9 protein-coding genes and 1 pseudogene are annotated in these 13,533 nt (G+C 65.5%); 9 read left to right on the top strand and 1 reads right to left on the bottom strand.

The features are described from left to right. Window positions 1-9 precede the first annotated feature (9 nt). On the bottom strand, window positions 10-864 hold the full coding sequence (locus AAFG13_RS25110) for a caspase family protein (RefSeq protein WP_342708549.1): 855 nt from the start codon (window positions 862-864) through the stop codon (window positions 10-12). A 360-nt stretch (window positions 865-1,224) separates the two neighbouring features. Here AAFG13_RS25110 and AAFG13_RS25115 point away from each other — a divergent pair, with 360 nt between their 5' ends. The 9 genes and pseudogenes from AAFG13_RS25115 (at window position 1,225) to AAFG13_RS25155 (ending at window position 13,494) form a co-directional block, all read left to right on the top strand. Then, complete coding sequence (locus tag AAFG13_RS25115) at window positions 1,225-2,952, top strand: hypothetical protein (RefSeq protein ID WP_342708550.1); 1,728 nt, start codon at window positions 1,225-1,227, stop codon at window positions 2,950-2,952. Window positions 2,953-3,287: 335 nt separating this feature from the next. Beyond that, entirely contained in the window at window positions 3,288-4,013 is a 726-nt protein-coding gene (locus AAFG13_RS25120) for a thermonuclease family protein (RefSeq protein ID WP_212316539.1), read from the top strand. 133 nt (window positions 4,014-4,146) lie between these two features. Beyond that, on the top strand, window positions 4,147-4,977 hold the full coding sequence (locus AAFG13_RS25125; protein WP_342708551.1) for an LssY C-terminal domain-containing protein: 831 nt from the start codon (window positions 4,147-4,149) through the stop codon (window positions 4,975-4,977). Between the two features lie 132 nt (window positions 4,978-5,109). Further along, complete coding sequence (locus tag AAFG13_RS25130; RefSeq protein ID WP_342708552.1) at window positions 5,110-6,294, top strand: aminotransferase class V-fold PLP-dependent enzyme; 1,185 nt, start codon at window positions 5,110-5,112, stop codon at window positions 6,292-6,294. A gap of 258 nt (window positions 6,295-6,552) precedes the next feature. Next, window positions 6,553-6,887, top strand: a pseudogene (locus AAFG13_RS25135) (GIY-YIG nuclease family protein). Between the two features lie 278 nt (window positions 6,888-7,165). Continuing rightward, window positions 7,166-8,218, top strand: coding sequence for an ABC transporter ATP-binding protein (locus AAFG13_RS25140; protein WP_342713392.1), 1,053 nt, complete (start codon window positions 7,166-7,168; stop codon window positions 8,216-8,218). Between the two features lie 23 nt (window positions 8,219-8,241). Then, window positions 8,242-9,306, top strand: coding sequence for an extracellular solute-binding protein (locus AAFG13_RS25145; protein ID WP_342708553.1), 1,065 nt, complete (start codon window positions 8,242-8,244; stop codon window positions 9,304-9,306). A gap of 168 nt (window positions 9,307-9,474) precedes the next feature. Continuing rightward, window positions 9,475-11,193, top strand: coding sequence for an iron ABC transporter permease (locus AAFG13_RS25150; protein WP_342708554.1), 1,719 nt, complete (start codon window positions 9,475-9,477; stop codon window positions 11,191-11,193). Window positions 11,194-11,385: 192 nt separating this feature from the next. After that, window positions 11,386-13,494 (top strand): S9 family peptidase, encoded by a 2,109-nt coding sequence (locus tag AAFG13_RS25155; protein WP_342708555.1) that lies wholly within the window; start codon window positions 11,386-11,388, stop codon window positions 13,492-13,494. The last annotated feature ends 39 nt before the right edge of the window (window positions 13,495-13,533 follow it).

Consider the following 13,533-nt stretch of genomic DNA (forward strand, 5'->3'; position numbering starts at 1 on the left):
GAGTCGGGCTCAGCCGCCGAGTTTGATGTCTTCCAGCAGCGAGGACGACACGCTCGGCACCTGCTCGCCTTCGCTGGCGCGGGAGATCGCGACGCGGGTCTTGTTGAAGGCGGTCTCTGCCCCGGCCTGGGCGTTGAGGTTGTTGATGAGCTCGGAGACCAGGACGCTGTTGGGCGCTGAAGAATCGTCGGCGACCTTGCCCGGCGTCGTCGAGGTCAGCACGATCGTGTTCTCCGGCGGGCTGATCGGGGCGAGGCCGTGCGAGAAGGCACGGAAGCGGCGCTCATAGGGATTGCGGCGCGAGGCATCGAGCACCACGAGCTTTGCTTTCGCACCACGCTCCTTCATCGCATCGAGCACGGACTCGACGCTGACGCCGGTGCGCTTGACGTCGGCTTCCTTCCAGATCGTGGCATCGACCGGGATCATGTAGCTCTCACGGCCGACCTGCACGCCGTAGCCGCCGAAGAACAGCATCACGACGGTGTCGGGGCGGATCTTGGCCTTCATGCGCTCGACCGCGCGGAACATGTCGTCCTTGGTCGCGTCCTCGACCACGTCGACGTCAAAGCCCTCGCGGCGCAGCGCCGACGACAAAGTGCGGGCATCGTTGATCGGCTGGGCCAAAGGCGCCGCAGCGTCCGGATAATGGCCGTTGCCGATGATCAGCGCGAGGCGGGAGGAGCCGCCCGCAATGCTGCCGGTCTGCCCGGTGGTGACGGCGCCGGCGATCGTCTCCTTGGCAACATCCGGTGTCCGCTTGTTGAGCGCGGCGTGGGCGCCGATCGCCAGCGACACCGTGCCGGCCACCGCCACGCAGACGGCGATGGTGCGACGGGAAATATGAAGCTGCCTAAGGTTCATAACGTTCTAGTCCCAATCTCTATCCCGATGGCGTTCGAACGAAATCGCGCCAGTTAGTCGCGTCAGTGACGATCAGGTTTAATGGGGTTGAGGTGTGTGTGCCGTTGAATTCAGCTCAATTTGCGGCGCCGCAACAAACACTCCCTTAACCCGGCTGGACCGCCGGAGCAACCCGGTTTGCAGCATGCTGCCGCCCGGCACAGGCCATTGACGCCGTTAAGATCCCGTTACGTGACTTCGGTCACATTTGTATTTTGTAAGGATTCATGTAGCTTTCCAAAGGCTTGCGAGTTTGGGGGAGGACCGGAGGAAACACCGCCGGGGGCGGCGGCGTTAACCGGTTCCTTGAGAAAGGGATTCATGAGCCTTCACGAGATCGCGGGCGCGGTGTGCCGGGCGCTGACCGCCAAGAAAGACGGCCCGTCGCTTTACGACGTCTGCGACCCCGTGCTGCAGACCTATCGTGGCGGCGATGCCCATCTCGGGAAGTTCTATCGGACCGCGCTCGGCAATCCGCCGCTGCGCGCGCTGCTCCGCCGCACCGGCCTGCCGGCGCTGAACGACCCCGACCGCCTCGCGGGCCTGCGCGCCGCGCTGGTCCAGGCGCGCGACGCCGCGACGCCGGACTGGGCCGCGATCGGCGCCCCGGTCGCCGACCTGATGGACGGCATCGGCGTGCGCCACCCCGCCCCGCCGGCCGCGACCGCACCTCACCACCCGCCCGCGATGGCCGAGATCGACCACGTGATCCGCTTGACCGGCGCGCATCTGCTGCGCTCGTTCGGCAGATGCGGCTTCATCCCGACCTATGCCGCCTTCAACCTGATCGGCGACCCCGATATCGGCGGACGCGAGATGCTGATGGCGCTGACCGGGCTGAACGCCCGCGGCTATAAGAACTCGACCTTGCTGTTCAGCCTGGCGCGGGTCTTCATCGCGCATTCGCCGGCGCGCGCGCTGATCAACCCGCCATGGCGCGGCATTGCCGAGCCGATGTGGGAGCCAGTGCAGATCCGCCACCGCTCGGCCTATTACGACGCGTTCTTCACTGAGGCGCTGCTCGGCTATGTCGAGACCGGGCTCGCATCACCGGATGAGGCGGGCGCGGCGCGGCGCGCGGTGGCCGAGATGGTGGACTTCTGCCTGAAGACCAGCGCCGAGGAGGTGCCCTCGCATGACGGCTCGGTCGTGAAGGTGATCACCGCGCTGGCGCCGGGGCGGCATCCGCGTTTCTCGCGCTTCTTCGCCCAGATCAAGCAGGACCTCGGCTTCGGCGTCTATGTGCCCGACTGCGACACCACCGCGTGCGCGTTCTCGGCCGCGACGCAAGCCGGCTCCGACGATCCGATCCTGCAGCAGCCGCTGCTGGATTTCTATCGCGGCTACCAGGTGCGCGCGGGCGCCAACGAGCCGCGCGTCACCGTGCCGCTCAACGACAACATCGACTATGAGGGCGGCGTCGTCACCTGGATCGACAATCTCGCCGGCGAGCGGCCCTATGGCAACGACCTCGATCCGACGCTGAACCTCGACATCCTCGAGGTCTCGTTCCGCAACCTCGCCCGCTGGCGCATCATCGAGACGCCGCAGCGGCTCGAGACGGTGCATCGCATCATCGCCTTCCAGAAGAATCTGGTCGAAAGCGGCGCGTTCAGGAATCCGCGCTCGCATATCTATTATCTTCCGGAGCTCTATTCGGCCTATTTCGGCCGCTGCTACGCCGCCTTCATCGCGCTGCCGCTGGCGGCGCAGCGCGTGATCGATCCCGGCAATGTGTTCGCGCTGATCCGCGCCCGCGTGCTCGGCTATGTTCAGGGCGAGCTGATTACGCATGAGATGAACCCGTTCGACGCCGCGCTCGCGCTGATGGCGCTGGCGCATCTTGGCGCCGAGGCCTCGACGTTCACGCCGGCGTTGCACTGCATCGTGCAGGGCCTTGGCGAGGGCGGCCGCAAGGGACCCTACAGGGCCTATGAATGGAATAAGATGAAGACGCCGACGCGGATCCTGGTCGGCGGCCCCGAGGTGACGTCGGCCTTCGTGCTGATGGCCCTGGCGCTAGCCAGGAAGCGAATGGTTGCGGTTTAGGATGGATAGAGCGAAGTCGCCCGGTTCACCCTCCCCTGGAGGGGGAGGGTCGCATCGCATCGCGCGAAGCAAGATGCGATACGGGGTGGGGTGATCCCTCCACACGGGCACCGCTTCTGCGGAGAGGCTGTCACCCCACCTCGGTTCGCATTGCGCTACGCTTCATGCGAACCGATCCTCCCCCTCCAGGGGAGGATGACATCGCGGAGCGGGATGACGCGAAGTTGAAACTGGCGGAAACACAACACCACTGGCAGGGTTGCCCAATTGCCCGCACAATCCTCGCCGATCCTTTGGGCCCTGAACGCTGAACGAAAGACTGGCCGGAAACGCCGATGCTCAAGACGCTGCTCACTGCTGGCCTGCTGCTGTCGCTGCCGACGCTGGCTGTCGCCGCCGACATCACCGGCGTGCCGAAGATCCGCGACGGTGACCAGCTCATGATCGGCAGCGTCAAGATCCGGCTCGGCGGGATCGACGCGCCGTCGACCGACCAGCTCTGCCTCAACACCAAGGGTGAGCGCTGGACCTGCGGCGTCGCCGCGCGCGACGAGCTGATCAAGCATGCCGGCAACAAGAGCTGGACCTGCCACGCCCGTTCGGTCGATCGCCGCGGCCGCACCATTGCGCGCTGCGAGGTCGACGGCGAGGACATCCAGAAGTGGATGGTCAGCAATGGCTGGGCGCTGGCCTACACCCGCATCTCGCATGACTACGAACCCGACGAGAAAGCGGCGCGCGAGGCCAAGGCCGGGATGTGGCAGGGCGCATTCATCGCGCCGTGGGACTGGCGCGTGCGCAACAAGAAGACCACCGTGCTCGGCACCGTGAAGCCGCCGGAAGGCGCCCACGCGATCCTGCTCGCCTCCGCCTCCGGCCCGGTGGCGCCCTCGCCCGACTGCACCATCAAGGGCAACGTCAACCGCTCCGGCGAATGCATCTTTCACCAGCCGACCAGCCGCTGGTACGCCAAGATCGAGATGAAGATCAGCAAGGGCACGCGCTGGTTCTGCTCGGTCGAGGAAGCCGAAGCCGCCGGCTGCCGCGAAACGCGGCGCTAGAGCATGATCCGGAAAAGTGCGAAGCGGTTTTCCGATAAGATCATGCTCAAACAAAGAGCTAAGGCGCGATGACGATTCAACCCAATCTCATCGCGCTTTAGGGCGCCACGCACTGATCCGGAAAGCGTGTGCCGTGACTGACGTCGAAATCAACCCGCCTGCGGCGCGCCGTCGCAAACGCGTGCGCTATCTGCAGCTGCTGCTGTTCGTCCTGGTCACCTATCTGATCGCGGCCTATCTGGTGCTGCCGGCGCTGTGGACGCATTACGAGCACCAGAAGGGCCTCGCCAATCTGCCGATGGTGACCCGCACCGCGCAGGGCATTCCCGGCGACCCGATGAATGTCGGGCTGATCGGCGACACCAAGGACGTGGTCTGCGCGATGCACGAGGCCGGCTGGTTCCCGGCCGATCCGGTCACGCTGAAATCCTCGATCGAAATCGTAGGCAGCGTGCTGCTCGACCGTCCCTACAAGGATGCGCCGGTGAGCAACCTGTTCTATCTCGGCCGCCGCGAGGACCTCGCCTTCGAACGGCCGGTCGGATCGAGCGCGGATCGCCGCAACCATGTCCGTTTCTGGCGGGTGCTCGATCAGGGTCAGGAGAAGCGCCCGGTGTGGCTCGGCGCTGCGACGCTCGACCGCAGTGTCGGCATCAGTAGCTACACCGGCGCAGTGACGCATCACATCGCGGCCGACCTCGACGCCGAACGCGCGCTGCTCGCGACCGACCTCGAATCCGCCGGCATGGTCACCGCGAAATACCAGGTCACCGGTATCGGCCCGACCTTCGACGGGCATAATGGCGGCGGCGACCTCTATTACACCGACGGCGAAATCTGGGTGATGCGGCTGGTCGAGGCCTGCCGCAAGAACGACGGCACCGTCGAGCAGATTCCAAGCCCCGCCGCGACCCAGTTCAAGGACCAGATCTGGCGTGCGGTGGTCGAGACCATCGACAAATAAGGCTGTGTCCCGCGCTTTTGGAAACGCTGGATTGCTCGGACCTGCTCGCAATCGCGGCCGCGATGGCATATCCTCCATCCTTGACCCCTCAGACGCATGATTTGCGTAGCTTTACCCAAAAGGAACAGGACGATGACCGTTCGCGCGGGCCGGGAATTTCTGGCCATCCCCGGGCCCACCACGATGCCTGATCAGGTGCTGCAGGCGATGCATCGCCCGGCGCTCGATATCTACTCCGCCGAGATGTTCGAACTGACCGACAGCCTGCTGCGCGATCTCTCGAAGCTGTTCGCCACCATGGGCAAATCCTACATCTACATCGCCAACGGCCACGGCGCCTGGGAGGCGACGCTGTCCAACGTGCTGTCGCGCGGCGACAAGGTGCTGGTGCTGGAGAGCGGGCGCTTTGCGATCGGCTGGGGCCAGGCCGCGGCCGCGATGGGCGCCGATGTCGAGGTGCTGAAGGGCGACTGGCGCCGCGCGATCCGCCCGGCGGAGGTCGAGGAGCGGCTGCGCCGCGACAAGGAACACAAGATCAAGGCGATCCTCGCGGTGCAGGTCGACACCGCGTCGGGCGCCTATAACGACATCGAGGCGATCGGCAAGGCGATCAAGGCCGCAGGCCATCCCGCATTGTTCATGGTCGACACCGTCGCCTCGCTCGGCTGCATGCCGTTCGAGATGGACAAATGGTATGTCGACGTTGCGATGTCCGGCTCGCAGAAGGGCCTGATGACGCCGCCCGGCCTCGGCTTCGTTGCCGCCAATGACCGCGCCTGGGACGCGCACAAGAAGGCCGACCTGCGCACGCCGTATTGGGACTGGACCGAGCGCGAAGGCTCTGAGCACTACCGCAAATATGCCGGCACCGCGCCGGTGCATCTGCTGTTCGCGCTGCGCGAGGCGATCAACATGCTGCACGCCGAGGGTCTGGAGAATGCGTTCGAACGGCATCGGCTGCTGGGTGAAGCCGTGCGCCGCGCCGTCGCCGTCTGGGGCGAGGGCCAGGTGCTCGGCTTCAACATCGCCGAACCCGCCGAGCGCTCCAACACGGTGACGACCGTGACCGTGAAGGGCGCCGATCCCGCTGCGATCCAGCGCTATGCCAAGGAGAAATGCGGCGTCGTGCTCGGCACCGGCATCGGCGACCTGCAGGGCCAGGCCTTCCGCATCGCGCATATGGGCCACGTCAACGCGCCAATGATCCTCGGCACGCTCGGCGTCGTCGAGGTCGCGCTGACCGCGCTGAACATCCCGCACGGCAAGGCCGGCGCCGACGCCGCCATCCAGTGGCTCGGCGAGAACGTGAAGGCGTAGGAGCAGAAGGCCGCGGCTTGAGACCCGTCATCCTGAGGCGCTCGCGCAGCGAGCCTCGAAGGATGCACGGCCCTGCTGCGGCCGAAGGCTCTCGCCGCGGAAATAGCCGGGCCGTCGATCCTTCGAGGCTCACTTCGCTCGCACCTCAGGATGACGGAACGCGCGGTTCTCAGGTTGACGAAGCATCTGCGAGTATTCGCGCATTGACCGCGGCACAATTTGCCCCATCCTTGGTCCGCCGCTTCACGGACCATCGCCATGGGCATCTACGTCTACATGCTTCGCTGCGCCGACAACTCGTTCTACGTCGGCAGCGCCACAGGTGACGATCTCGCGCCGCGCATTGAACAACCAATGCGGGTGCTTTTCCCGGATACACCTATAATCGGCGGCCGGTCGTTCTCGTCTGGTCGGAATACTTCGAGCGCATCACCGACGGCGTCGCGGCAGAACGGCAGATCAAGGGCTGGGGCCGGGCGAAGAAGGAAGCGCTCATCAAATCCGATTGGGAGACCGTCAGCCGCTTCGCGCGTCGTCGCGGCGGCGCGCCACGAGCCAAATCCGGAGCCGCCGATCCCTCCCCGTCATCCTGAGGTGCGAGCTCTTGCGAGCCTCGAAGGATCGACGGCCTCACTGTGGCCACAACGACTCTAGACGCGGAAATAGCCGGGCCGTCGATCCTTCGAGGCTCGCTCCGCTCGCGCCTCAGGATGACGGGACAGCGGCCATGCGATAACAGAAGGAAGGAGGTGCCACGACTTATTGAGAAGGCCCGCGCACTTTTCGTCGTCATCGTTTTCCGCTTTACTGCCGGCAACAGCCGGGCACGGATCCCTGCAACATAACAAGATGGAGGGATCGCTTGGCATCGGTGGAACTGCGTGGCCTGGTCAAGCGGTTTGGATCGTTTGTCGCGGTTGATGACGTCTCGCTCACGATCGATCACGGCCAGCTGGTCTGTCTGCTCGGGCCGTCCGGCTGCGGCAAGACCACGACGCTGCGGCTGATCGCCGGGTTCCTCGAACCGTCCGGCGGCGAGATCCGCGTCGGCGACCGCGTGGTGTCATCGAAAGCGCGCACGCTGCCGCCCGAGCAGCGCAACATGTCGATGATCTTCCAGAGCTACGCGCTGTGGCCGCATATGACGGTGGCCGAGAACATCGTCTATGGGCTGCGCTTGCGCAAAATGGATCGCGACACCATCGCGAAAAAACTCGCCGCGATCCTGGCGACGACCAAGCTGGAGCCGCTGGCGCAGCGCTATCCGGGCGAGCTCTCCGGCGGCCAGCAGCAGCGCGTCGCGCTGGCACGCGCGCTGATCGTCGGTCCCGAGACGCTGCTGCTCGACGAGCCGCTGTCCAACCTCGACGCCAATCTGCGCGAGGAGATGCGGTTCGAAATCCGTCGCCTGCACGACGAATATCGCTACACCACGGTCTACGTCACCCACGATCAATCCGAGGCAATGACCACGGCCGACCTGATCGCGGTGATGAATGCCGGCAAGATCGATCAGCTCGGCAGCCCTGAGGACATCTATGCCCGGCCGGAATCCGAATTCGTCGCGCGCTTCATCGGCGCGGCCAACGTGATCAAGGGCACCGCACGCGATGCGACCCATATCGAGTTCGCCGGCGCTGTTCTCGCGGTGGTCGGCGCCAGACTCACGGCCGGCCAGAGCGCGCCGGTCGCGATCCGCCAGCATGAGATCCAGCTCTCGACGCAAGCCCCCGCAGGCGCGCAGAACACGCTGAAGGCCATCGTGACGCGGCAGGTCTATCTCGGCATGAACCGCGACTACATGGTGGAAACGCCTGACGGCACCTCGCTGCGGGTGACCACGCCGACCGAGACCGCGGTCGAGAAGGGCAGCGAGGTCTGGCTGACACTGCCGCCCGAACGCTGCCGCGCCCTCAACCGATAACAAACAGAAAGCCGAGGGACGCGATGCGGAAACAAATCTCCAGACGCCACGTCCTGAAAGGCTCTGCGGCGCTCGCGCTCGGCAAGATATTCGCGTCGCCGGCGCGCGCCGCGGCTCCCGAGCCGGCCGCGATCACGCCCGACCTCGTCGCGGCCGCGACCAAAGAAGGCAAGCTCGTGTTCTATTCGTCGATGGACCTGCCGGTCGGCGAAAAGCTCGGCAAGGCGTTCGAGGCCGCCTATCCCGGCATCGCCGTGCAGATCGAGCGCTCCGGCTCGGAGCGGCTGTTCCAGCGCGTGGCGCAGGAATTCGATTCCAACATCCACGCCGCCGACGTCGTCAACAGCGCCGATGCCTCGCACTTTATCCCATGGAAGAAGAGCGGCTGGCTGATGCCGTTCGTGCCCGAGGACGTCGCCAGGCATTTTCCCGATGGATATCGCGATCCGGACGGCATGGCCGTGACCACGCGGCTGTGGCTGTCGTCGATCGCTTACAACACCAATCTGGTGAAGGCGGAGGATGCGCCGAAAAGCTTTGCCGACCTGCTCGATCCAAAGTGGATCGGCAAGATGGTGAAGGGCCATCCGGCCTATAGCGGCACCATCATGACCACCACGTTCCAGATCGTGCGCGAGCTCGGCTGGCCGTACCTGGAGAAGCTTTCGAAGCAGCGCGTGATGCAGGTGCAATCCTCGACCGATCCGCCGAAGAAGCTCTCGCTCGGCGAGCGCGCTGTCATGGCCGACGGCAATGAATACGGCATCGTGCTCCTGAAGGAAGCCGGACAGCCGGTCGAGCCGGTCTATCCGACCGAGGGCACGCCGACGATCTCGGGACCGACCGGCATCTTCGCCGGCGCGCCGCATCCGAACGCGGCAAAGCTGTTCCAGGCCTGGCTGCACACCCGGCAGACCCAGCAATTCTTCGTCGACTTCACCGGCCAGTACTCGGTGCACGCGCAGGTGCAGCCGAAGGCCGGCCGGCGCAAGCTCGCCGACATCAAGCTGATGAAGGAGGACCCGGCGGGAGTGGAGGCGATGACCGAAGAGATCAAGACGCGCTATGCGCGGCTGTTTCGGGTTTGAGCGATGCCGAGCCGCAAACGTTTTCGTCATTCCGGGGGCGCCGCAAAGCGGCGAGCCCGGAATCCATCAGGCCGCATGTGCTGGCGGTGCAATGGATTCCGGGCTCGCGCTGCGCGCGCCCTCAGGTGCGCAATTGCGCACCGCGAATGACGAGGGGAGATATCTCGCGTGACTCTCACAACAACCTCCTCTGCCGCAAAACCCCGCATCGACTGGACACGCCCCGTGCTGTGGCTGTTCGCCGCGGTGCTCATCCTGTTGATCCTGCTGCCGCTGTCGTGGCTCGCGGTCTACGCCTTCACCGACAAGAATCGCCATCCGACGCTGCAGAACTTCGTCACGCTGTTCAGCAATCCCGATTTCCTCGATCCGCTGCTGACGACCGCGATCATCGCGACAACGTCGGCGCTGATCTGCTGCATCGTCGCGGCGCCGCTCAGCTGGCTGGTGTCGCGCACCGACATGCCGGGCCGGCAGACCATCCGCGCGCTGGTGACGGCCTCGTTCGTGACGCCGCCGTTCCTCGGCGCGGTCGCCTGGGAGTTGCTGGCGGCGCCGAATTCGGGGCTGCTCAACCAGCTCTACCGGCTGTTCGCCGGCGAGGATGCGGACGCGCTGTTCAACATCTATTCGATGACCGGGATCATCTTCGTAATCTCCTGCTACACGTTCCCGTTCGTGTTCGTGATGGTGGCCAATGCGCTCGACACCATGCCGGGCGAGCTGGAGGACGCCTCCGCGATCCTCGGCGGCAATGCCTGGACCACGGCGCGGCGGGTCACCATCCCGCTCGCGCTGCCCGCTTTGGTCGCAGGCGCGCTGATTGCCTTCCTGCAGGCGATGACGCTGTTCGGCTCCCCGGCGATCCTGGCGCTGCCGGCCGGCTTCCACACCATGACGACCAAGATCTGGAGCCTGTTCCAGTATCCGCCAAAACTCGAGCTGGCCGCGGCCGCCGCGGTGCCGCTGCTGGTGCTGACCATCCTGCTGCTGCAGGGGCAGAAGGCGCTGCTCGGCCGCCGTAGCTATTCGGTGATCGGCGGCAAATATGGCGCGCCGCGCCGGGTCGAGTTGCGCGGCTGGCGCTGGGCCGCGCTCGGCTTTTGCCTTTTGGTGCTGCTGAATCCCGTGTTCCTGCCGTACCTCGCGCTGCTCAACGCCGCGTTCTCGCCCAACGCCACCACGCTGGTGACGCCGTCGACACTGACCTTGCACAACATCGTCTTCGTGTTCACCGAGCTGTCGTCGACCCAGCTCGCGCTGAAGAACACCGTGATCCTGGGCACCGCGACCGCGACGATCGGCACCATCCTCGCGCTCGTGATCGCTTATGTCACGACGCGGAAGGTGATCGCAGGCCACCGCATCCTCGGGTTCCTCGCCACGGCGCCGGTCGCCGTTCCCGGCATCGTGCTCGGCGTCGGTCTGTTCCTGAGCTACACGCGGCCGCCCTTCGTGCTCTACGGCACGCTGTGGATCCTGCTGCTGGCGTTCCTCACCATCAATTTGCCGTCGGCCTATCAGCAATTGCAGGCGGCATTCACAACCATTCATCCCGAGCTCGAGGAGGCGAGCCGCATCCTCGGCGCGACGAGGCTGCAGGCGCTGCGCCAGATCACCGCGCCGCTGCTGCGCACCGGCGTGATCGCGACCTGGTGCTTCATCTTCATCGGCGTGATGCGGGAACTGTCGGCCGCGATCGTGCTGTTCACCTCGCAGACCAAGGTGCTGTCGGTCCTGATCTACGATCTCAACGAAGGCGGCGACCTCGCTGCGATCGCCGTGCTCGGCATCGCGATGCTGGTGATCACATTCGCCGTGGTGCTGGCGGTGAACCAGATCCCGATGACGGGCGGCAACGCGGGCGCGAAGCTGAGGAACGGGTAACGCTTTATCCGGACCGTCATTGCGAGCGCAGCGAAGCAATCCATCGCTCCGCGCGGCGATAGAATGGATTGCTTCGTCGCTTCGCTCCTCGCAATGACGGGGATAGAGTAGAAGCCAATCGACGACCCATCCCATCTGGCAATCGCCACATTCATCCCGATATAAGGCGGAACCCCGCACCATGAGGATCGTGTGACCAAATCCGCCACCACAACACCGCCCCCTGTCGCGCCGCGCCGGCCGCATTCCTTCACCACCCACGGCATCACGGTGACGGACGACTATGCCTGGATCAAGGATCCGAAATGGCAGGAGGTGCTGCGCGATCCCTCGATCCTCGATCCTGACATCCGCAGCTATCTCGAAGCCGAGAACGGCTACACTGACAGCCTGCTCGGCCATACCGACGGCTTGCAGAAGCGGCTGGTCAAGGAGATGCGCGGGCGGATCAAGGAGGATGATTCCAGCGTGCCGTCGCCGGACGGCCCGTTCGCCTATTTCCGCAAGTTCCGCGAGGGCGGCCAGCATGAGCTTTACTGCCGCACGCCGCGCGACGGTGGTGACACGCATGTCGTGCTCGACGGCGACGCGCTGGCGAAGGACCACGAATATTTCAAGTTCGGTGGCAGCCGACATTCCAATGACCACCGCCTGCACGCCTGGAGCGCCGACACCAAGGGCTCCGAATATTTCTCGATCCGCGTGCGCGACTGGGCAACCGGCGGCGATCTCGACGACCTCGTCGAGGAGACCGACGGCGGCGTGGTCTGGGCCGCGGATTCCGAGAGCTTCTTCTACGTCAAGCTCGACGACAATCACCGCCCGATGCAGGTGTGGCGGCACAGGCTCGGCACCAGGCAGGCCGACGACACCCTGATCTATGAGGAGCAGGATTCCGGCTGGTTCACCCATCTGCACGAGAGCGCGAGCGGCCGCTTCTGCGTGATCGCCGGCGGCGACCACGAGACCTCGGAGCAGCGGCTGATCGATCTTTCCAATCCCGACGCCCCGCCGCGGCTGGTCGCGGCGCGCGAGGAAGGTGTGCAGTATTCGATCGCCGACCGCGGCGACGAGCTGTTCATCCTGACCAATGCCGACGACGCGATCGACTTCAAGGTCGTCACCGCGCCGCTCGCCACGCCCGAGCGCCCCAACTGGCGCGACCTGATCCCGTATCGCGAGGGCGTCTATGTGCTCGACGTCGAGCTCTATGCCGGCCACATGGTGCGGCTGGAGCGCGCCAACGCCCTGCCGGCGATCATCATCCGCGACCTCAGGAGCGGCGAGGAGCACGCCATCGCGTTCGACGAGGCGGCCTATTCGCTCGACACCATGGGCGGCTACGAATTCGACACCACCAATCTGCGCTTTGCCTATTCGTCGATGACGACGCCGTCGGAGGTCTATGACTACGACATGGCGACGCGGACGCGGGTGCTGCGCAAGCGGCAGGAGATTCCGTCCGGCCACAACCCGGCCGATTACGTCACCACGCGGATCATGGCGACCTCGCATGACGGCGCGCAGGTACCGGTCTCGATCCTGCACCGTAAGGATTTTGCCCGCGACGGCAACGCGCCGCTGCTGCTCTATGGCTACGGCTCCTATGGCATGGCGATGCCGGCGTCGTTTGCCGCGAACCGGCTGTCGCTGGTCGACCGCGGCTTCGTCTACGCGATCGCGCATGTCCGCGGCGGCGCCGACAAGGGCTGGGGCTGGTATCTCGACGGCAAGCGCGAGAAGAAGACCAACACGTTCGACGATTTCGCCGCCGCAGGCCGCGCGCTGGTCGAGGCTAAATACACGGGTGAAAAACGCATCGTCGGGCATGGCGGCTCGGCCGGCGGCATGCTGATGGGCGCGGTCGCGAACCGCGCCGGCGAGCTGTTTGCCGGCATCGTCGCCGAGGTGCCGTTCGTCGACGTGCTCAACACCATGCTCGACGACACCCTGCCGCTGACGCCGCCGGAATGGCCGGAATGGGGCAATCCGATCGAGAGCGAGAAGGATTTCCGCACCATCCTGTCCTATTCGCCGTACGACAATGTCGCGGCGAAGGACTATCCGGCGATCCTCGCGATGGGCGGGCTCACCGATCCTCGCGTGACTTACTGGGAGCCGGCGAAATGGATCGCACGGCTACGCGCCACCATGCGCGGCGGCGGCCCGGTGCTGCTGCGCACCAACATGGGCGCCGGCCACGGCGGCGCCTCCGGCCGCTTCAACCGCCTCGACGAGGTCGCGATCGTCTACGCGTTCGCGCTGTGGGCGGTCGGGATGGCGGACAAGGCGGAGGTGTAGGGAGTTCCCGTAGCCCGGATGAAGCGCAGCGAAATCCGG

The organism is Bradyrhizobium sp. B124 (assembly GCF_038967635.1).
In the GTDB taxonomy this organism is placed as follows: domain Bacteria; phylum Pseudomonadota; class Alphaproteobacteria; order Rhizobiales; family Xanthobacteraceae; genus Bradyrhizobium.

Coding starts and splice junctions, on each gene's coding strand:
- AAFG13_RS25110 (WP_342708549.1), bottom strand. CDS start 864: ATGAACCTTAGGCAGCTTCATATTTCCCGTCGCACCATCGCCGTCTGC.
- AAFG13_RS25115 (WP_342708550.1), top strand. CDS start 1,225: ATGAGCCTTCACGAGATCGCGGGCGCGGTGTGCCGGGCGCTGACCGCC.
- AAFG13_RS25120 (WP_212316539.1), top strand. CDS start 3,288: ATGCTCAAGACGCTGCTCACTGCTGGCCTGCTGCTGTCGCTGCCGACG.
- AAFG13_RS25130 (WP_342708552.1), top strand. CDS start 5,110: ATGACCGTTCGCGCGGGCCGGGAATTTCTGGCCATCCCCGGGCCCACC.
- AAFG13_RS25145 (WP_342708553.1), top strand. CDS start 8,242: ATGCGGAAACAAATCTCCAGACGCCACGTCCTGAAAGGCTCTGCGGCG.